At 65.8% G+C, this 19,158-nt stretch carries 15 protein-coding genes and 1 pseudogene; 6 read left to right on the top strand and 10 right to left on the bottom strand.

The genetic code is table 11. From position 1 onward, the window contains the following. Positions 1–200: 200 nt before the first annotated feature. From G3O00_RS05135 to G3O00_RS05115, 5 genes are all read right to left on the bottom strand, one after another. Complete coding sequence (locus tag G3O00_RS05135) at positions 201–614, bottom strand: RidA family protein (protein ID WP_206142291.1); 414 nt, start codon at positions 612–614, stop codon at positions 201–203. 18 nt (positions 615–632) lie between these two features. Further along, on the bottom strand, positions 633–1,466 hold the full coding sequence (locus tag G3O00_RS05130) for a phytanoyl-CoA dioxygenase family protein (RefSeq protein WP_011349526.1): 834 nt from the start codon (positions 1,464–1,466) through the stop codon (positions 633–635). Between the two features lie 565 nt (positions 1,467–2,031). Further along, positions 2,032–2,721 (bottom strand): hypothetical protein, encoded by a 690-nt coding sequence (locus tag G3O00_RS05125; RefSeq protein ID WP_174932901.1) that lies wholly within the window; start codon positions 2,719–2,721, stop codon positions 2,032–2,034. Between the two features lie 34 nt (positions 2,722–2,755). Further along, positions 2,756–3,412, bottom strand: coding sequence for a c-type cytochrome (locus G3O00_RS05120; protein ID WP_174932902.1), 657 nt, complete (start codon positions 3,410–3,412; stop codon positions 2,756–2,758). 10 nt (positions 3,413–3,422) lie between these two features. Then, on the bottom strand, positions 3,423–4,910 hold the full coding sequence (locus G3O00_RS05115) for an FAD-dependent oxidoreductase (protein ID WP_206142290.1): 1,488 nt from the start codon (positions 4,908–4,910) through the stop codon (positions 3,423–3,425). Positions 4,911–5,161: 251 nt separating this feature from the next. Here G3O00_RS05115 and G3O00_RS05110 point away from each other — a divergent pair, with 251 nt between their 5' ends. Then, positions 5,162–6,202 carry a thioesterase family protein gene (locus G3O00_RS05110; protein ID WP_206142289.1) on the top strand — a complete coding sequence of 347 codons (1,041 nt, stop codon included), beginning with the start codon at positions 5,162–5,164 and terminating at the stop codon, positions 6,200–6,202. Positions 6,203–6,327: 125 nt separating this feature from the next. Here the strand turns inward: G3O00_RS05110 and G3O00_RS05105 are convergent, their stop codons facing one another. The 5 genes and pseudogenes from G3O00_RS05105 to G3O00_RS05085 all read right to left on the bottom strand — a co-directional run bounded on the left by G3O00_RS05105 (position 6,328) and on the right by G3O00_RS05085 (position 11,066). Then, positions 6,328–6,999 carry a TetR/AcrR family transcriptional regulator gene (locus G3O00_RS05105; RefSeq protein WP_174932909.1) on the bottom strand — a complete coding sequence of 224 codons (672 nt, stop codon included), beginning with the start codon at positions 6,997–6,999 and terminating at the stop codon, positions 6,328–6,330. Positions 7,000–7,472: 473 nt separating this feature from the next. Beyond that, positions 7,473–8,138 (bottom strand): annotated as a pseudogene (locus G3O00_RS05100) (c-type cytochrome); the annotation flags it as partial. Continuing rightward, positions 8,139–9,617, bottom strand: coding sequence for an FAD-dependent oxidoreductase (locus G3O00_RS05095; protein ID WP_206142287.1), 1,479 nt, complete (start codon positions 9,615–9,617; stop codon positions 8,139–8,141). A gap of 62 nt (positions 9,618–9,679) precedes the next feature. Then, positions 9,680–10,357, bottom strand: a complete 678-nt coding sequence (locus G3O00_RS05090; protein ID WP_206142286.1) for a TetR/AcrR family transcriptional regulator — start codon at positions 10,355–10,357, stop codon at positions 9,680–9,682. 10 nt (positions 10,358–10,367) lie between these two features. After that, the gene (locus tag G3O00_RS05085) at positions 10,368–11,066 is read right to left on the bottom strand and encodes a hypothetical protein (RefSeq protein ID WP_206142285.1); all 699 of its coding nucleotides are present in this window, start codon (positions 11,064–11,066) and stop codon (positions 10,368–10,370) included. On the opposite strand from G3O00_RS05085, the gene G3O00_RS05080 reads away from it, so the two are divergent. The 5 genes from G3O00_RS05080 (at position 11,065) to G3O00_RS05060 (ending at position 19,106) form a co-directional block, all read left to right on the top strand. Continuing rightward, positions 11,065–11,286 (top strand): hypothetical protein, encoded by a 222-nt coding sequence (locus G3O00_RS05080; RefSeq protein WP_206142284.1) that lies wholly within the window; start codon positions 11,065–11,067, stop codon positions 11,284–11,286. The two genes, G3O00_RS05085 and G3O00_RS05080, sit on opposite strands and share 2 nt — an antisense overlap. Before the next feature lie 512 nt (positions 11,287–11,798). Continuing rightward, a complete protein-coding gene (locus G3O00_RS05075; protein ID WP_174932920.1) occupies positions 11,799–12,938 on the top strand; it encodes an ATP-binding protein in 1,140 nt (379 codons plus the stop codon). Between the two features lie 399 nt (positions 12,939–13,337). Beyond that, complete coding sequence (locus tag G3O00_RS05070) at positions 13,338–14,495, top strand: efflux RND transporter periplasmic adaptor subunit (RefSeq protein ID WP_206142283.1); 1,158 nt, start codon at positions 13,338–13,340, stop codon at positions 14,493–14,495. Positions 14,496–14,515: 20 nt separating this feature from the next. Next, complete coding sequence (locus tag G3O00_RS05065; RefSeq protein ID WP_206142282.1) at positions 14,516–17,659, top strand: efflux RND transporter permease subunit; 3,144 nt, start codon at positions 14,516–14,518, stop codon at positions 17,657–17,659. A gap of 4 nt (positions 17,660–17,663) precedes the next feature. After that, positions 17,664–19,106, top strand: coding sequence for an efflux transporter outer membrane subunit (locus G3O00_RS05060; protein WP_174932923.1), 1,443 nt, complete (start codon positions 17,664–17,666; stop codon positions 19,104–19,106). Positions 19,107–19,158 lie beyond the last annotated feature (52 nt).

Below are 19,158 nucleotides of genomic sequence, written 5' to 3'. Positions count from 1 at the left end.
ATGTTGTAAGTAATACGAAATATATTGAATGCTCTTCCGTCACACATGCTGCATGCCCTGCGTGCCCCTTCCATCGCCAGTTCGGGGCTCGCCGCATCCGGCTGAACCAGCCTCAGGTGCCGGATGCAGCGGCTGAGAATGCTTCCTTACGTCGCAGTCGCAGCCGCCGCGCCGGCCGCGCTAACGGCCCGACTTTTTCCTCAAGCAGCGCCCGACCCGACCACCGCCACCGCCCGCACTTCGACGCACAATTCGGGCAGCGCGAGCTGCGTCACCCCGACTGCTGTCCACGACGGGTAGCGATCCGGGAAGTATTCGTCCTTCACGGCCCCGAAGGCTTCGACCTCGGCGCGCAGGTCCGTATGAAAAGTCATCAGTTCCACCACGTCGGCCAGACTCGCACCGGCCTCGACCAGAATCGCCTTCAGCGATTCGAACGCGATGCGCGCCTGCGCCTGTACGCCGTCGCCCGGCCGCATGTCCGCGCCGATTCCGACCTGGCCGGATACCCAGATCGTGTCGCCCACCCGCGTGGCCGGAGCGAAATGGTAGGTGTCGTACCACGCCTTGAACCCGGGTGGAATGATCGGTTGACGCTTGCTGGTTGTTGTCATGACGGGAATCCTCCGGATTCAGACGAGTTGACGGAAACACGGCGCGCGAAACGGGTCGCCCGCCTTCAATGACGCGATTTCCTCGACGAACAGGATCCCCGCCGGCGTAAAGCCCGACGCACTGTTGTCCGGCAGCGGGCTGAAGGTGGCGTCGTCGCCGAAGAAGCGCAGCACGAGCGTGTGGCGATCGGGGAAATCCGGATCGACCACGCCACCGCCGTGCAGCACGCCCGGGTGCAGCAACAGGACGTCGCCCGGCTTCGTGGCCCACGAGAGAATGTCGTACTTGCCCGGATCGGCGCGACGTTCGGCTTCGATGTCGGGCATCCGCGGCCAGACGCCACCGCCATGCAGCGGCTCGGTGGGATCGTCAACGTTCTGGAACGTGGTGCCGTCGTGACGCACGCCGCGATGCGAACCCCGCACGATCTCGAGCGCATTGCGCTTCGGAACCGCCTCGAAGCTGATCCAAGCGTTGCCGAAGTGCATCCCCGCCCACGGCAGGTACGAGGTGTCCTGGTGCCACAGCGAGCGGGCGCCCTTGCCGCCTTGCTTCAGGAAGAGTTCCTCGGCGAAATACCACGCGTGCTTCGATCCCCACAGGTCGGCGAACAGTCGACCGAGCGGCAGCGTGTCGACCAGCTCGTCGAGGCGCTGCTTCGCATACGGATTCGCGTTGTCGACGTGCGACCGGAATTCGGTGCCGTCGAGCATACTCGACGCCATCGGTCCCGGATTTTCGATACCCCAGTCGAACGCCCGCCGGCATTGAGCCAGTTGTTCCTCGTTCAGCAGACCTTCGATCAGAACCGCGCCGTCCTCTGCGAAAGCCCTGCGCTTGACATCATCCATCTGTCACCTCCTGTTGGTTCGCCCCCGCCCTATTTGCGGGTGCTGTGTACCGTCTCAAAAGTAGTTCGGAATAACAATGTTAGGTAATGATGATAAATTTAGAACGAAATAAAAAGAGCGGGTATTCCCGGTGCAGATGCAGTGCGTAGACCAAGCGGGATGACAGCCGCGCTCCCGGTCGGCCGCACCAACTGGCGCGCCGACTGGCGAGCAAGACGAAAGGTCAGGCGAGGGGCCAACGCCCCTCTTCCCTGTGACGATTACTTGACGGCCTTAACGTGTCGTCGACAGCGTCGTTTCGATACCCGTCGTCAATCCTGAATGAATGCGCATCACGATGCATTCAGGCTGCCGGTGGATCGATATCGAGACTGCCCCACGAAGATCCGGGGATACGCCAAGGCCCATGCCCGCGCGTCTCGCACCGAGCGCCGCCGGTCACACACGCTATCGGTCGCAGTACGCTCCGGAAGCGATTCAGCACTGCACGACCCGATGACACAGTGGCCGTCTCCGGCGTGTGTCATCGAGCGACGCAAATGCCCCGATGCGCTTCGCCACGCACTTACGCAAGGCGACGATTCCCGTTCCGGGTCGAGCGAAGCCGGCTGGCGTCATGCGTCTGACCTGCACGCTCCAGCGCGCAATAGGCGTAATAGAGCACGACCGTCACGTACGACCACGTCACCAGTGCGAATACGTAGAAATTGACCACGACGTTGTGCGCGTCTCCGGGTATCGGATAGAAATCGTAGATGCATGCGATCGCGAACGAGGTCACCATTGCCACGGTCGACGTCATCGCATGGAACCGCTCGCCGGCCGCCAGCAATTTCCGGACGAATCCCGCGAGATAGATCGTCAGCAGCCCCCACATCGCGACATAGAAGTAAGGCAGCGCCTTGCCGACGACGCCGGACACGAGCACGACGGTGCCGACAACGGAAATCGCGAACAGCGCGACGTCCTGCCACCCCGACGGCTTGTAGCCGCGCGTCACGGCCATCAGCCCCGCGACGGCGACGATCGGCATCCCGAAGCCCCGGGAGAACGCATCCAGAAAATGCGAGATGAGCCCCGACAGCTCGAAGTGAGTCGCGAAATAGATCAGCGCATTCGACGACGACACCGTCACGATGAACCACTCGATCCCGAGCAGGTAATTGCGCTTCTTGAGAAACTTCCAGCCATAGATGGCGGTGGTGGTCGCCAGCAACGCACTGGCAAGGCAAAGCACGAGAGTTCTGCTGTCCATGGTCAAACACTCCATTCCGATTGCGTACGGTTCATCATTCCTGCTCCGGATTCAAACTTGCCAGGTACTGGGCGACCGCCTCGCGGTCCTTCTGCGACAGCGCCGCGGTGACGCGCTGCATCGTGCCGGTCGCTTCGGTGCGCGTGCCGGCGGCAAACGCGTCCATCTGCTTCAGCAGATAGTCGTGCCCCTGGCCCGCCAGCCGCGGGAACTGCGCCTGACCCGTCAGGCGCGCGCCGTGACACGCTGCGCACGCCGCCTTCTCGACCAGCAGCTTGCCTTGCGCCGCGAGTTGCGGATCGGCCTCGAAATAGCGGTTGCGGCGGGCCGGCTGCCGCGCGTAGTAGTCGGACAGCGACTTGATGTCGGCTTCGCTCAGGCTCATCGCCAGCGGCGCCATGTTCGGGTTCGCGCGCTTGCCGCTCGCGAAGTCGTGAAGCTGGGCCGCCACGTAGGACGCCGGTTGCCCGGCGAGGCTCGGATAGCCCTGCTCGAGCGAGGTGCCCTTGTCGCCGTGACAGCCGAGGCACGTGTCGGTCTGGTGCGGCCACGGGCCGCCGTCGGCGCGATATGCGTCTTCCGACGCGGCGACGAACTGCTGGAGCCGGTACAGGTTCAGCAGGGACGGCCCGAAGACGACGAGCAACACGGCGACGAGCCCCGCAACGGCGAGCAAAATGCGTTTTTTCATGATTGCTCTCCTATGCGCGGCGCAAGCCGTTCAGCGCCTGCAATGCGCCCTGGTGGCCCGAGCGCACGGCGCCATCCATGTAGCCCGCCCAGATGTTCGCGGTTTCGGTCCCCGACCAGATCAGGTTGCCGCACGGCAAATGCAGCCCGTCGCCGTGCGCGCTCCAGAATCCCGGCGGAATCGCGGACACGCACGTGATCGTCCACGGATCGACGCGGCTCCAGTCGTGGTCGTGATACGACACGGGCGACAGCGCATCGTCGCCCCATGCCTGCGCATAGATTTCCGTGAGCATGCGTTGCGCGGCCTTCCGGTCCGACGGCAGCATTGCGTTCCGGACGAACGCATTGATGATCCCGATCTCGCCGCCGGGCGGCGAGTTGTCGTAGGCCCAGATGACCGGCCCGCCCGCCTGGAAGATATGGCCGTTCAGCCCCTTCTCGCGCCAGAACGGACGGCGATAGACCATCGCGGTCTTGCGCGCCGGCGAGTGAGCGGGCCATGCGCGCTGCAGCGACGCCCGCTTCTCCGGCAACGGCGGCTCGAACTGCACCTGGTTGCACAGGGCCGGGTGGATGGCCATGATGACCTTCCGCGCTCGCACGTCTCCGTGATCCGTATGCAGCGTGACGACGTCGCGATCCCAGTTTGAGATCCGGCGCACCGGCGTCGACAGGCGCACCTTGTCGCCCAGGTGCGCGGCCATCTTCGTGCTGAGAATTTGCGATCCGCCGACGAAACGCGTTTCCTGTGCGCTGTGCTTGATGGAGTCGAGCTGCGTGTAGTCGCACGACGCCGAGTTGATCATCGACAGGAAGTGCAGCAGCCCCATCTTGACCGGCGGAGCACCGCCGGACAGCGTGCACGAGCCGTCCCAACCGATCCGGTCCTCGGGCTTGATGTCCTGCTTCACCATCCAGTCGGCCACCGACAGCTTGTCCAGTTCGCCGACTCGAGGCGAGGTCCACGGCGCGCCCGACGGCACGTCGCGCGACATCGTGCTGAGCTTCGACGAAATGGCTTCGTCGGTGCCGAACGTGCCTTTCAGGTCGATCGCCACGCGGCCTTCGCCGCCCAGGATTACCGTCTTGCCTTCGTAGTAGCTCGGGAACGTGCCGACCTCCAGCTCGCGCGCAAGATCGGCGACAGCGGTCTGGCCCGGCCCGATCCACTGCCCGCCGACCTCGGTGACGTATCCGCCTTCGACGTTGTAGTTGAGGGTCCGGCCGCCGACACGGTCACGCGCCTCGAGCACCACGAACGATTCGCAACCGGCCTGGCGCAAATCGCGCGCCGCCGTCAGACCGGCCAGCCCCGCGCCGATGATGACCACGTCGAGCACGTCGCCCGCATTGCCGGACGGGCCGCCTTCGCCGGCGCTCGCCTGCCGTGCGCCGATCGCCAGCGTGCCCGCGACTGCGGCTGACGCACCGGCGTACTTGAGCCACTGCCGTCGATGCGGATCGGCTGCTCCATTGGGGAAAGACTTCTTTGGCATGGTGTGTTCGCTACTGCAATGAAATTCACTCGGGAGCCATCTATCAGGATGACGAACGATAGGCGGCCCGTTCGGCACGTCGTTCCGAACCGACCGGAATGCGGCCGCCATCCCTGCCCCGCTTTGGGGGCCAGGCAAGTCGACGAACCATGCAATCCATTTGTAGGAATATGTGACAAACGTAGGTCATGATACATACAACCAGAATAAAACAAAGACAGGGGATTACCCTGCCTTCGGCGTGTCTGTGCATGCCGGTACGCGACGCTGTTCGCAGCGAATCATTCATCGCACGAATACGAGCCGATTCACAAAATAAACTTCAGTGCGGCGCACGTGCTCGCTATGCTTGGCGTCACGAATTCATGCGTGAAAGCGCATCGAACCGCCGGCATTTGCCGTGCCGCGCGGCGTGGATGCGCCGGCCACCCACTTGCGCGGCGAATCGATTCCCCGTCTCGTCGGCGGGGCACGACTTCATGGGAACAGGAATGTCAGGCGCCTGCGTAGAAATCCCCGTCGATATCTCGTCGCGATTCAACGTCCTCGGCTATCCGAACGGGGGCTACCTCACCAGGCTCGCAGCCGAAACGCTCGGCGGCCGCAGCGCGCATCCCGATCTGCTGTCGATCAACGCGAGTTTTCTTGGTCATCCCGTTTCCGGCCCGGCAACGGCTCGCATCATTGAACTCGGATCGACGAAAAGCCTGTCGCGCGCGACGTTGTCGCTCATGCAGGACGGGGACCTCAAGGCGTTCTACGTGGCGACGTTCACCGATTTCTCACGGACAACCGGTGCCTCGGCATCGCATTGCGCGGGACCGCAGTTGCCCGTCACGCCTTATCACGCATGCGTGCGCATCGACACGCTAGCGTTCCCCGATCCGATGCGGTCGTTCATCTCGCAGTTCAACCTGCGCCTCGCACCCGGGGTATTGCAGAACAGCGCACCGGAATCCACCGCGACCATCGAGGGATGGATTGCTCTGGATGACGAAGCATCATCGACGCTCGCGTCGCTGACCCTCTTCGCCGATGCGTTCCCGCCACCGATCTACAACATCATCGATCGCGCCGAGTGGCAATCCGTGCCGACGATCGAATATGCGGTACACGTCAAGGCCAACCCCGGCCCCGGACCCATACACGCACGCTTCCTGACGAAGGAGGTTCGCCATGGCTTGCTGGTGATCGACGGTGAATTGCGGGATATGGATGGACAGCTCGTGGCGGAATCGCGTCAGCTCGCGAAATTCCGCGGGACGTTCGGCACGCCATCACGAGCCAGCTAAATGCCCCCGCACGTCGTCGGTGCCAGACATCGCGCCCATCGCGCGGGATCGCACGCGGCGGCTGCAAAAGAAAAAAGACAGGGGCATGCCCTGTCTTCTCGCGTCACCTGGCCCGGCTGCGGCCGCTATCGGCTCTTGCCGCCGGACACCTTGCCTTCCACCAGGCTGTATACCGACGCCAGGAACCTCGCATCGAGCCCCTCCGTCTGCCGCCCCATCGTGTACTGGAGCGCCAGCCCGTCAGCCATCGCGACGAGCAGCATCGCGACGTGCTCGCCGTCTGCCGCCTTGAGGCCCGGATTCACGGAGCGGACGAGCGCGGTGATGGCTTGCGTCAGGGACGCATACCATTCGTCGATCAGTCGCGCGCATTCCGGATCGATCGACGCGAACGACATGAAGTGTGCCCACAGGGCCGTGCCCTTGACGTCCTTCGCATTCTCGAGCGCCATCCCGAGCAATGCATCGAGCGTCTCACGCGGCGATGCGCCGCTTTCGAGCGCGCGCTTCAGCTCGGTCAGGTAGGCCTCGATCTCAGGCTCCATGACCGCGCGCAGCACCGCGAGCCGCGTCGGGAAGTAGTACTGGAGGTTGCTGACGCTGATGCCGGCACGCTGCGCGACCGCGCGCTGGGAAAACTCCAGCGCACCGCCCTCGAGCAGGAGTTTCCGCGCCACGCGCACGATGAGTTTGCGCGTACGAACGCCCTGGGCCCGAAGGCCTTCAGGCTGTGCGCCGGTGGGTGCAGCACTCGATGTGCGCCGTTTCCTGGTCGGTTGCTCAATAGGCACTGTCATCGTTTCCGTCGTGATCTGGGCGTTCCCGCCTTCCTGATGTGATGGGACCGGCACTTCGCCGGTCGCGAACGACTATACCCGATGCCGACACCAATTTCCATCCGGGGCGCCGTCGCCCGGCGGCGGCAGGCGGCAGCCGCGATTCGCCGCGTCACGTGTGCCGGGGCCGCGCCGAGCCTGACGGTTCCGGCGCGGTGCGGTGCGACCGCCCGCCCGCGTCGTCGCGACTCGCGGGCGGGATCGCCACATCGCGCCCGGCGTTACCTGACGCTGCCGCCTTCGTGCCCGGAAGACACATTGGCGAGGTAATACGCCACAGCGCGGATGTCGTCGCCGGACAACCTCGCGACCGCCGCATGCATCGCACTGGCCGAATCGGCACGATTCCCGGTCTTGATGGCCGTGATCTGCTTCACGAGATCCGCCTCATCGTGATTCGCGAGGCGCGGCGCACGATCCGTCGATGCGGTCGCCGCCGCGGCGTGCGCCGGCACGATACTCGCCAGATAATGCGCAACGGCCCGGATGTCCTCGTCCGACAACGCAGCGGCCACGCCATTCATCGCGCCCGTCTCGTCATGCCGCTTGCCAGCGCGGAACGCGACGAGCTGGTCGGCCAGATAGGCTTCGCCCTGCCCCGCAAGGCGAGGCGCGCGTTCGTTGCCCGTCAGGCCCGCGCCGTGACAGGCAACGCAACTCCTCGCCTGCACCACCGCCATGCCGCGCGCCGCGAGCGCCGCGTCGACCCGGATCTTTTCGTTCTGCACCGGTGCCTGCCGCGCGAAATACGCGGCCAGCAGCTTCATCTGTTGCTCGTCCATGCCGCGCGCAAGCGGCCCCATGGTGGGGTCCGGACGGCGGTCACTGGCGAACGCGCGCAACTGGGCCTCGAGGTAGGCCGCCGGCTGGCCGGACAGCGCCGGATATCCGCCGTTACCGGACTGCCCGCGCGGGCCGTGACAGATAAAACACGTCTCCTGCGGCTGCGGCCACGGGCCGGCATCGGCCTTGAGCGCGTCGACTTCGCCGTCCAGCGCTTTCCCGAAGCGGTAGTAGCCGTACAGATCGCGCCCGAACAGCACGCCGGCCGCCGACACCGCAGCCACCACGACTACGCCGATGATCCATGCTCGCTTCACTCAAGCCTCCTTCGTCCGGTGCGCGAGCGCACCCAATACCTGCAGCGCGGCGCGATGCCCCGAACGCACCGCGCCATCCATCGCGCCGGCCCAGATGTCGGCCGTCTCCGTTCCTGACCAGATCAGCCGCCCGACCGGCGGGTGCAGGTACTCGCCCCATTTCGTCCAGAAGCCGGGCGGAATCGGATGAATGCAGGTGAGCGACCACGGATCCACCTTGCCCCAGTCGTAATCGTGGAACTGCGTCGGGCGCAGCGCCTTGTCGCCGAGCGCCTGTGCGTAGATCGCGGAAAGCGTCTGCTCCGCCACCTTCGCGTCGCTCGCGAGCGCGCCCGGTGCGATGAAGCCGTTGATGACGCCGATCGACCCGTCCGGCGGCGAATTGTCATAGGCCCACAGCAGCGGGCTGTTGACCGGGATGACCTGCCCGTTGCACCCGTCGTCCCGCCAGAACGGCCTGTCGTAGACGTGCACCGTCTTGCGCATCGGCGCATAGGCGGGCCACCGGCGCTGCAACTGCGCGCGGCCGTCCGGCAACGGCGGGTCGAACACGACCTGGTCGCACAGCGCCGGATTCAACGCGACGATCACGCGGCGCGCGCGCACCACGCCCTGGTCGGTAGTGAGTTCGACCACCTCGCGATTCCAGCCGGCAATCTTGCGCACCGGGCAGGACAGCTTCACCCGTTCGCCAAGTTCGTTCGCCATCCTGATGCTCAGCACCTGCGAACCGCCGACGAAACGCGACTCCTGCGCGCCGCCCTTGATCGACTCGAGCTGGTCGTAATCGCTGTTCGCGCTGTTGATCGTGGCCAGGTAGTGCAGCAAGCCGAGTTGCGCCGGCGCCGTGCCGAGCGACAACCGGGCCGCCAGGCTGAACGAGAATTTCTCTTCGTTGGTCAGGCCTTGCTGCGCGAGCCACGCGCCCAGCGACATGGTGTCGAGCGCCGCCGCATTCGGCGCCTTCCACGGCGCCGCCGACGGCACGTGCTTCGCCATCGCGTTGAGCCGGGCCGCGATCACCGGGTTGCCGCCCACCGTGCCCTGCGTGTCCTGGGCCACCCGCGCACCGTCCGCGAGAAACACCGTCTTGCCCGCGTAGTAGGTATCGAAGGTATCGACCTTCAGCTCGCGCGCGAGATCGACGATCGCCGTCTGGCCGGGACCGAACCATTGACCGCCGGCTTCGGAGATTCGCCCGCCGCCGAGGTCGTGGTTGTAGGTGCGCCCGCCAACGCGATCGCGCGCCTCGAGCACCACGAACGATTCACATCCGGCACGCTTCAGGTCGCGCGCGGCAGTCAGCCCCGCGAGCCCCGCGCCGATGATCGCGACGTCGAGCACGCCGTCGCTCCCGGTTGCTGCGTTGGCCGCATGCGCGAGCGACACTTCGCCGGCCGCGAGCGACGCCGCGCCCACCGCCGCGAGGCGCAACAGGTTGCGCCGGGTCTGTGCATCCGGCCTGGGTTTGCGATTCATTTTTCTGTTCCTTCCGTCCTCGTCAGTTTGTCCTTGCACCGGCACGCCGCGATGGCGCGCGGTCATGCCATCGGCTCGCCGCACGGGCTGCCCGCGAACACCCGCGTCACCGCCGCGTCGATCCACGCGTCGGTCAGGTGCCACCGTCCGCTCGCGCCGTCGGGCAACACGTCGTCGCCGAGCCCCGTCAGGCCGAGCGTCAGCAACTCGATCGGCAACGGCAGCCGCCCGTCGGCCGGCTCGACACGCCAGGAGGCACGCGCCGCCACCTGGTCCCGCCGCTCGTTCAGAAATGCAGCGAACCGCACGCGAAACGACGGGTCGTGTACGGCAAGCAGTGCCGCTTCCATCCACATCACGCACGCGTCAGGCTGGCGATAGCGCTGCCTGAAGTACGCGTGCATCGCGCGCTCCGTCACCTCGCGGTCATGGCACGCTTCGACGATGCGCATCAGTTCACGCTCGACGTCATCGTGATCGCGCTTCAGCAGTTCGAGCAGCACGACCGTCTTGTCGCGGAAGTTCGAATAGAACGCGCCGCGCGTATAGCCCCCCTCGATGGCGATACGCTCGATGCTCGCCGCCGCATAGCCTCTTTCGGCGAAGATCGTGCGTGCCGCTTGCAGCAGACGCTCCCGTGTCTCGCCATCGCCTTTCTTGCCGCGTGGAGGCGTCGCCCTCACCGCATGCGCCGACTGATCCTCGACATTGATTCCACACTTCTCCAGATCCTCACTCATGTCAGGATTCCTATTCGAATGAGGTAAATTCATGCCACCGGAGCAGGCGTGCGGCCCCGGCCCTTTCGACATGCCGTGTCCGTTCCAGCGCGCAGTAGGCGTAATAGATCGCAACCGCGAAATATGACCACGTCAGCAACGCCAGCACGGGAAAGCTGAATACCGCGCCGTGCGCATTGCCGGGCATCTTGTACAGGTCGTCGACGTACGCGACGATCAGCGACAGCACGAGCGCCAGCGTCGTGGTCGTCGCATGCCATGCTTCCCCGGCGCGCACCAGCCGCACGACGAAATAGGCCAGATAGAGCGCCAGCAACGCCCACATCGCGACATAGAAATACGGCAGGACGACATCGACGAATTCGAGTGTCATCAGCGCCATCGTTCCCACCGCGGCAATCCCGCACAACATGACGACCTGCTGGGCCATCGGCCGGTATTCGTGCGTGACGGCCATCATGCCGGCCGCCGCAATCACCGGGATGCCGAACCCTCGCGTGAACGTGTCCAGGAAATGCGCGACGCCGGACGCGCATGACCAGCCCGTCGCCATGAAAACCAGCGCATTGACGGAGGACGCCGTCACGACCCACCAGGCGACGCCGAGCAGCGGGTTGCGCTTCCGGACGAACTTCAGTCCGTAGGTGCCGGTCGCCCATGCCAGCAAGGCGACGGCCAACCCGATGTCAGGAGATCTGAAATCCATCATGAAACTTCCCGTACCGATTCGGTTCGATGCTTCATTGCTTTCCCGGCTCAACGTTCGCCCGGCTCGATTGCGCGCGCCCATCGGCGTGCTCGTGTTTGCCGTTCGCATCGGCCGTGACAGCACAACCTTCGGCGCTCGCCGCCCCTTCCATCAAACACCGCCGGATCAAGCGAATCTGGATACCTCAAAAATAGAAAACGTTGACTACTGTAGGTCATGATACATAACAACTGATCATGAAAAAAAGCAGGGTATTCCCCTGCTTCGAAAACGCCTGGACCGCTTGAAATCATCAGGAACGGATTCAGACACCGACGGGCAACACGCCTGTCAGCCCGTTCCGCGCGGCAACGCCGGCGTCGCTCGCATTGCAACGCACGCCGAACCATCGTGTCATTTGATGGCCAATTTCGTGCGGTAATATTGCGATTCGATGGAATGAATAGCAGGATCCCAAGCGGACACCATGATTGAAGAACCCATACCGTCCCGCACACATCGAGCTGTTCGGCCGCTGCCTCTGTCGTTCGGGAACGTTTCCGTCGATACCCGCCCGGCCTTTTCCGGTCTCGAGCGACATCGCACCTCCGGCACACCTGCCGCGGGAAACCTCGACGCACCGCCGCATGCCTTTTACCCACCCCAATCACGCCCCTCCCCTGACGCCACCGCAATCCAGCCGCACGACCGTCCCGTCGTCAATCGACGCAACGCCACGCTTGGGAGCACGAAATGAAACTCAGTGGGCTGGGCCGCAAGATTGCGGTGTCGATGGCCGAGCTGGCGCTCGGCATCATGTTGGTCGTCGTACTGATGGTCTACGGGTTTTACTACATGATGTTCCGGCACTGGAGCGAGGTGTGTTACCAGTCGAGCTGGTTTCCGTCGAACACGGAGTGGGTATGGCTGAGCGCCACGCTGTTGATCGGCCTGGTCATCGCCATTGTCGTGTCGACCCGGCTCGCGCATCGCATTCTGGTGCCGCTCAACTCGGTCGCGGACAGCATTCGCCGCGTCGCCAAGGGCGACCTGACCGCGCGCGCCGTCGCCGGCGATCGATCGATTCGTGAAGCCGCGCTGATCGCGGACGACTTCAATGCGCTCGCGGCCCAGCTGCAGCGCATGACGGACGAACAGGCATTCTGGAATGCCGCGATCGCGCACGAACTGCGTACGCCGGTCACGGTCCTGCGCGGGCGGTTGCAGGGGCTGGCGGAAGGTGTGTTCCAGCCGGGCGAGGCGCTGTTCCGAAGCCTGTTGACCCAGGCGGAAGGACTGACGCGCCTGATCGAGGACCTCCGCGTGATCAGCCTCGCCGAAAGCGGGCACCTGAGCGTCAGCCTCCAGGCGACCGATCTGACGACGCACGTCAAGGCGGTTGTCGAGATGTTCGAGGATTCGCTGGCCGCGGCCGGTCAACACATGGTGCTCGATCTCGATATGCGGGCCGTCCACTGCGACCCGTTCCGGATGCGCCAGGCGCTGCTCGCACTGCTGGAGAATGCACGGCGCTATGCGGTGCCCGGCGCGATCCGCATTCACACGCGCGTCGAAAACGGTGCATGCCACTTGCAGGTCGAAGACGAAGGGCCGGGCATTCCGGCCGATTACGCCGCGCAGATTTTCGATGCGTTCAGGCGCGTGGACGATGCGGATTCCAGCCAGAAAGGCGGCAGCGGCCTGGGGCTGGCCGTGGTCGCGGCCATTGCGCAGGCTCACGGCGGAGCGGCATCGTGCCGTCCGACCGCACGCGGCGGCACGGTGTTCGAGTTGCGCTGGCCCGACAGCCCCGCTTCGCCGCGGATCGCACCATCGAACCGGAAGGACGTACCGTCCGCCACGCAGCGCGCCGTCGATACCGATCCACGGTAAGCCTCCCGGCGAGCGGTCGACGCACCTCGTGCGCCGGGCCGCCGCCCGCCACCACGGCAGAACGGGAGGCGCGCCGGCCGCCCATGCGGAAGCGCTCCTCGCAGTAACGGCACGTGGAGCACGGGGTCGGCGATGCCGACGGCAAGCTCGGCCCCGTCATTTCATCAGATGATTGCGACACACCGGGATTCTCGCGCCGCCCACCCCGCTTCCAGATAGCGCCGAGCCGCCCCGGAGCCCGTCATCGTCGGGCTCACCCCGCCTCCAGACCGCCCTCCCGCCAATCTTCCCCCCCCTCCATCAAACCTCCATCTTTCCGCACAAAAAACTCCATCGGGCGCACGCACACTTCGATCCGAAAATGCGGGCCACTGGGTGCCTGCGTCCCATGGAGTCCACATGAAAAATCAGAAACGAGCCTGCTACGGCGCCGTGTGCGCGCTGGTGGCGGCGATGCTGGCGGGCTGCGGGCCCTCCGAACAGCAGGCCGCTGCGCCGGCCCCCCCGGTTGCGGCGATGACGCTGGCGGGTACGCCCCTCGACCTGACCGAAGACCTGCCGGGCCGCGTCGCGGCCGTCCGGATCGCCGAGATCCGGCCGCAGGTCAGCGGCATCGTGCAGCGACGGCTGTTCTCACAGGGCACGGAAGTACGCGAAGGCCAGCCTCTGTTCCAGATCAACCCCGCGCCGTTCAAGGCCGACATGGACACGGCCGCGGCGGCCCTGCAACGTGCGGAAGCCGCGCTCGCACGGGCCAAGGTGCAGACCACCCGGCTCAAGCCGCTGGTCGAGGCCGACGCGATCAGCCGCCAGGTGTATGACGACTCGGTGTCGCAACGCGACCAGGCTGCCGCCGACGTCGCCCAGGCTCGCGCAACGCTCGCCCGCCGCCAGCTCGACCTGAAGTTCGCGACTGTCGAAGCGCCGATCACGGGCCGCATCGACCAGGCCCTCGTGACCGAAGGTGCGCTGGTCGCGAGCAGCGACAGCCAGCCGATGGCACGCATCCAGCAGATCGACCAGGTCTACGTGGACGTGCGCCAGCCGGCCGCGTCGCTCGAATCGCTGCGCGGCGCGCTCGCGGCCCAGCCGGACACCGCAGGCAACGGGCTGCCGGTCGACGTGCTGCGCGACGACGACTCGCGCTACGACGTGAAGGGCCGCATGCTGTTCTCGGGCGTCAACGTCGACCCGGGCACCGGCGACGTGCTGCTGCGCGTGCTGGTCGACAACCCGAAGCGTGAGCTGCTGCCGGGGATGTACGTGCGTGCCCGCATCCCGCGTGGGCACTACGAGAATGCGCTGACCGTGCCGCAACAGGCGATCGTCCGCGCGGGCGGCAAGCCGCAGGTCTGGGTGCTCGACGCGAAGAGCCAGGCACACCTGAAGGCGATCGAAGTGGGCGAGCTGACGAACCGCAGCTATCGCATCAAGTCGGGTCTGCAAGCGGGCCAGAAGGTCGTCGTCGAAGGCATGGAGCGCCTGAGCGACGGCGCGACCGTGACGGCGACCGCATGGAAGGCGCCTGAAGCGGTCAAGACCGCTTCGTCGCACTGAGTCACGGGGAGCCTCCAGTCATGTCCCAATTCTTCATCCGGCGCCCGGTCTTCGCGTGGGTGATCGCCCTCTTCATCATCCTGCTGGGCCTGATCGCCATCCCCGAACTGCCGGTTGCGCGCTATCCGTCGGTCGCGCCGCCGACCGTCACCATTACCGCCACCTACCCGGGCGCCACGCCGCAAACGATGACCGACAGCGTGCTGAGCCTCATCGAGCGCGAGCTGTCCGGCGTCCGGAACCTGCTGTACTTCGAATCGGCGTCGGATACCTCCGGCCAGGCGAAGATCACCGCGACCTTCAAGCCCGGCACCGATTCGGCGATGGCGCAGGTCGAAGTGCAGAACAAGCTCAAGTCGGTCGAACCGCGCCTGCCGCCCGTCGTGCGGCAAAACGGCGTGATCGTCGAGTCCGCCTCCACCGGCTTCCTGTTGTTCGTCGGCCTGAAGTCGGAAAGCGGCCGCTATGACGAAAACGCGCTGGCCGACTACATGGCGCGCAACGTCGTCGAGGATCTGCGACGTGTCGAAGGCGTCGGCAAGGTGCAGCTGTTCGGTTCCGAACAGGCGATGCGCATCTGGGTCGATCCGCAGAAGCTGATCACCTACGGCCTGTCGATGAACGACCTGACGACGGCCGTCGCCCAGCAGAACGTGCAGATCGCCCCGGGCAGCCTCGGTGCGGCGCCCGCGCTGCCGGGCCAGCGCGTGACGGTCCCGCTCACCGCGCAAGGCCAGCTCACGTCGCCCGAGCAGTTCGCGAAGATCGTGCTGCGCGCGAACGCGAACGGCTCGAAGGTCGTGCTCGGCGATGTCGCACGGGTCGAACTCGGCCCGCAGTCGTTCACCTTCGTCAACAGCGAGAACGGCAAACCCGCCACCTTCGCCGGCGTGCAGCTGGCGCCGGGTGCCAACGCGGTGAAGACCGCCGAGGCCGTGCGCGAGCAACTGGACATGATCGCCAAGACGATGCCGGCCGGCATGACCTACTCGATCCCGTTCGATACCGCGCCGTTCGTGAAGATCTCGATCGAGAAGGTGATTCACACGCTGATCGAAGCGATGGTGCTCGTGTTCCTGGTGATGTACCTGTTCCTGCAGAACGTGCGCTACACGCTGATCCCGGCGATCGTCGCGCCGGTGGCGATGCTCGGCACCTTCACGGTCATGCTGCTGACAGGCTTCTCGATCAACGTGCTGACGATGTTCGGCATGGTGCTCGCGATCGGCATCATCGTCGACGATGCAATCGTCGTCGTGGAGAACGTCGAACGCCTGATGGTGGAAGAAGGCCTGTCGCCGAAGGACGCGACGATCAAGGCCATGAAGGAAATCACCGGCGCCATCATCGGCATCACGCTGGTGCTGACGGCCGTGTTCCTGCCGATGGCGATGTCGAGCGGTTCGGTCGGCGTGATCTATCAGCAGTTCACGATGTCGATGGCCGTGTCGATCATGTTCTCGGCCCTGCTCGCGCTGACGCTGACGCCGGCCCTGTGCGCGACGATGCTCAAGCCGGTCGAGCATGGCCACCACGAGAAGCGCGGCTTCTTCGGCTGGTTCAACCGCCGCTTCGACCGCATGACGAACTGGTACGAAACGCGCGTCGGCAAGCTGGTCGGCCGCACGGGCCGCGTGATGCTGCTGTTCGTCGCGATTTCCACCGCGCTGGTGTTCGGCTTCCGCATGCTGCCGTCGTCGTTCCTGCCCGAGGAAGACCAGGGCTACTTCATGACCGGCTTCCTGCTCCCGTCGGATTCGACCGTCGAGCGCACGGGCGACGTGGTCAAGACCCTCGAGAGGCATCTCGCATCGCGCCCGGGCATCGAGTCGAGCATCTCCATCATCGGCTACGGCTTCTCCGGCCTCGGCTCCAACGCGGCACTGAACTACGCGGTGCTCAAGGACTGGGACAAGCGCGAAGGGGCAACCGCGATGGACGAAGCGATGCGCGCGCAGGCTGCGATGGGCGGCGTGACGGAAGGCACGGTCATGAGCCTGTTGCCGCCCGCGATCGACGGGCTGGGCACCAGCTCGGGCTTCACGATGCGCCTGCAGGATCGCGCGAACCAGGGCTACGCCGCACTCAAGGCGGCTGAAACCAAGCTGCTCGAACTGGCCGCGCAAAGCAAGGTGGTGACCGGCGTCTATCCGGACAGCCTGCCGGCCGGCACGAGCGTGAAGCTGGACATCGACCGCGAGAAGGCCGAAGCGCTCGGCGTGTCGTTCACGACCATCAGCGACACGCTGTCGGCCGCGATGGGTTCGACCTACGTGAACGACTTCCCGAACGCAGGCCGCATGCAGCAGGTGATCATCCAGGCCGATGCGCCGGCACGCATGCAGATCGAGAACGTGATGAAGCTCTACGTGCGCAACGCGACCGGCGGCATGGTGCCGCTGTCCGAAGTGGTGCGCCCGGTCTGGTCGGAAACCCCGCTGCAGCTGGTGCGCTTCCAGGGTTACCCGTCTGCACGGATCTCCGGCGGCTCGGCCCCCGGCTACTCCAGCGGCGCGGCCATGGCCGAGATGGAACATCTGGCTGCGCAGTTGCCGCCGGGCTTCACGGTCGCGTGGACCGGCCAGTCGCTGCAGGAGCGTGAGTCGGCTTCGCAGGCGCCGATGCTGATGGCGCTGTCGATGGTCGTCGTGTTCCTGGTGCTCGCGGCGCTGTACGAGAGCTGGGCGATTCCGCTGTCGGTGATGCTGGTGGTGCCGCTCGGCCTGATCGGCGCACTCGGCGCGGTGATGTTGCGCGGGATGCCGAACGACGTGTTCTTCAAGGTCGGGATGATTACCGTGATCGGCCTGTCGGCGAAGAACGCGATCCTGATCGTGGAGGTCGCGAAGCAGTTGCGCGAGGAAGGCATGGGGCTGATCGAGTCGGCCGTGCAGGCATCCAAGCTGCGTCTGCGCCCGATCCTGATGACCTCGCTCGCATTCGGCCTCGGCGTCGTACCGCTGATGATCGCGACCGGCGCAAGCGCCGAAACGCAGCACGCGATCGGCACCGGCGTGTTCGGCGGGATGGTGACCGCCACCGTGCTGGCCATTTTCTTCGTTCCGGTTTTCTACGTGTTCGTGATGAGCATCCAGGAACGCATCTCGGCCTGGCGCGCATCCGGCAAGAAGCCCGCCACCGTGCCCCACGAACATGAAGGTTGATGCCATGCGATCACTCATTCTTTCCGCCGCGGTTTCCGCCGCGCTCGCGCTGTCGGCGTGCTCGATGGCGCCGAAGCTGGTCAAGCCCGAAATGCCGGTGCCGACCGCCTATACGACCGCTGCCGCAGCCGACCAGCACGCGAACGCGGCCGATCTCGGCTGGCGCACGATGTTCGGCGACCGTCGCCTGCAGCGCCTGATCGAGCTCGCGCTCGAGAACAACCGCGACCTGCGCCTGGCCGCGCTGAACGTCCAGGCTGCCGAAGCGCAGTACGGCATCCAGCGTTCCGCGCGCCTGCCGTCGATCGGCGCCGGCGCAAGCTTCACGCGCCAGCGCACGGCGGCCGACTCGCAATCGAACCCGCCGCTGCTCGAAAACACGCAGAACCAGTACGGCGTGAACGTCGGCCTCAGCGCGTTCGAGATCGACCTGTTCGGCCGCGTGAAGTCGCTGTCCGACGCGGCGTTCGCGCGCTACCTCGCGACCGATCACGGCCGCCGGGCGGTGCAGATCGCGCTCGTCGGCTCCGTGGCCAACGCATATTTCGCCGAGCGTCTCGCGCAGGAACAGCGCGCGCTGTCCGAACGCACGCTGAACGACTGGCGCCAGTCGCTCGACCTCGCGCGCCGCCTCAAGCTCGCCGACCAGGCCAGCGGCGTCGACATCGCGCAGGCCGAAGGCCAGGTCGCGAGCGCCAGCGCCGATCTCGAGGCGCGTTCGCGCGCCGTCGAGCAGGCGGGCAACGCGCTGCGGCTGCTGGTCGGCACCGACCTGCCGAAGAACCTGCCCGATCCGCTGTCGCTGGAACGCCAGCCGGTGATGACCCAATTGCCGGCCGGGCTGCCGTCGGAATTGCTGTACCGCCGGCCGGACATCCAGCAGGCCGAGCAGAACCTCGTGGCCGCCAACGCCGATATCGGCGCGGCGCGCGCGGCATTCTTCCCGCGCCTGTCGCTGACGTCGTCGATCGGCTTCCTCAGCCCGGGGCTGGGCAGCCTGTTCGACGGCGGCCAGCGCGTGTGGAGCTTCGCGCCGCAGGTCACGCTGCCGATCTTCCAGGGCGGCCGGCTGCGTTCCGAGCTGAATCTCGCGGAAGTGCGCAAGTCCAGCGCGGTCGTCGAGTACGAACGCTCGATCCAGACCGCGTTCCGCGAAGTGGCCGACGGCCTCGCCGGGCGCGAGACCTTCAGCCGCCAGATCGACGCGCAGTCCCGCGTCGTCAAGAGCGCCGAGCGCCGTACCGATCTCGTGAACCTGCGCTATCGCGCCGGCATCGAGGATCGGCTGGAACTGCTCGACTCGCAGCGACAGCTGTATGCCGCGCGCCAGGCGTTGCTGGATCTGCGCAACGCCGAACTGGACAACGCGGTCGCGCTCTACAAGGCGCTCGGTGGCGGGCTGACCGACACCGACGTGCCGCCCGCCAACAACGTGGCGAAAAGCTGAGCCATGCACCGTCGCCGATCCGTTCGCGACGATTGAAAGCACGGTGAAGTCC

This window comes from Burkholderia sp. Ac-20384 (assembly GCF_017104605.1).
GTDB lineage: Bacteria > Pseudomonadota > Gammaproteobacteria > Burkholderiales > Burkholderiaceae > Burkholderia > Burkholderia lata.
This window is presented reverse-complemented; position numbering and strand designations above follow the sequence as displayed.

What these genes read in the sequence shown, in the direction of transcription:
- G3O00_RS05115 (WP_206142290.1), bottom strand. Translation starts at nt 4,910, where the DNA reads ATGCCAAAGAAGTCTTTCCCCAATGGAGCAGCCGATCCGCATCGACGG.
- G3O00_RS05120 (WP_174932902.1), bottom strand. Translation starts at nt 3,412, where the DNA reads ATGAAAAAACGCATTTTGCTCGCCGTTGCGGGGCTCGTCGCCGTGTTG.
- G3O00_RS05095 (WP_206142287.1), bottom strand. Translation starts at nt 9,617, where the DNA reads ATGAATCGCAAACCCAGGCCGGATGCACAGACCCGGCGCAACCTGTTG.
- G3O00_RS05110 (WP_206142289.1), top strand. Translation starts at nt 5,162, where the DNA reads ATGCCGGTACGCGACGCTGTTCGCAGCGAATCATTCATCGCACGAATA.
- G3O00_RS05105 (WP_174932909.1), bottom strand. Translation starts at nt 6,999, where the DNA reads ATGACAGTGCCTATTGAGCAACCGACCAGGAAACGGCGCACATCGAGT.
- G3O00_RS05075 (WP_174932920.1), top strand. Translation starts at nt 11,799, where the DNA reads ATGAAACTCAGTGGGCTGGGCCGCAAGATTGCGGTGTCGATGGCCGAG.
- G3O00_RS05060 (WP_174932923.1), top strand. Translation starts at nt 17,664, where the DNA reads ATGCGATCACTCATTCTTTCCGCCGCGGTTTCCGCCGCGCTCGCGCTG.
- G3O00_RS05130 (WP_011349526.1), bottom strand. Translation starts at nt 1,466, where the DNA reads ATGGATGATGTCAAGCGCAGGGCTTTCGCAGAGGACGGCGCGGTTCTG.
- G3O00_RS05065 (WP_206142282.1), top strand. Translation starts at nt 14,516, where the DNA reads ATGTCCCAATTCTTCATCCGGCGCCCGGTCTTCGCGTGGGTGATCGCC.
- G3O00_RS05080 (WP_206142284.1), top strand. Translation starts at nt 11,065, where the DNA reads ATGAAACTTCCCGTACCGATTCGGTTCGATGCTTCATTGCTTTCCCGG.
- G3O00_RS05090 (WP_206142286.1), bottom strand. Translation starts at nt 10,357, where the DNA reads ATGAGTGAGGATCTGGAGAAGTGTGGAATCAATGTCGAGGATCAGTCG.
- G3O00_RS05085 (WP_206142285.1), bottom strand. Translation starts at nt 11,066, where the DNA reads ATGATGGATTTCAGATCTCCTGACATCGGGTTGGCCGTCGCCTTGCTG.
- G3O00_RS05125 (WP_174932901.1), bottom strand. Translation starts at nt 2,721, where the DNA reads ATGGACAGCAGAACTCTCGTGCTTTGCCTTGCCAGTGCGTTGCTGGCG.
- G3O00_RS05135 (WP_206142291.1), bottom strand. Translation starts at nt 614, where the DNA reads ATGACAACAACCAGCAAGCGTCAACCGATCATTCCACCCGGGTTCAAG.
- G3O00_RS05070 (WP_206142283.1), top strand. Translation starts at nt 13,338, where the DNA reads ATGAAAAATCAGAAACGAGCCTGCTACGGCGCCGTGTGCGCGCTGGTG.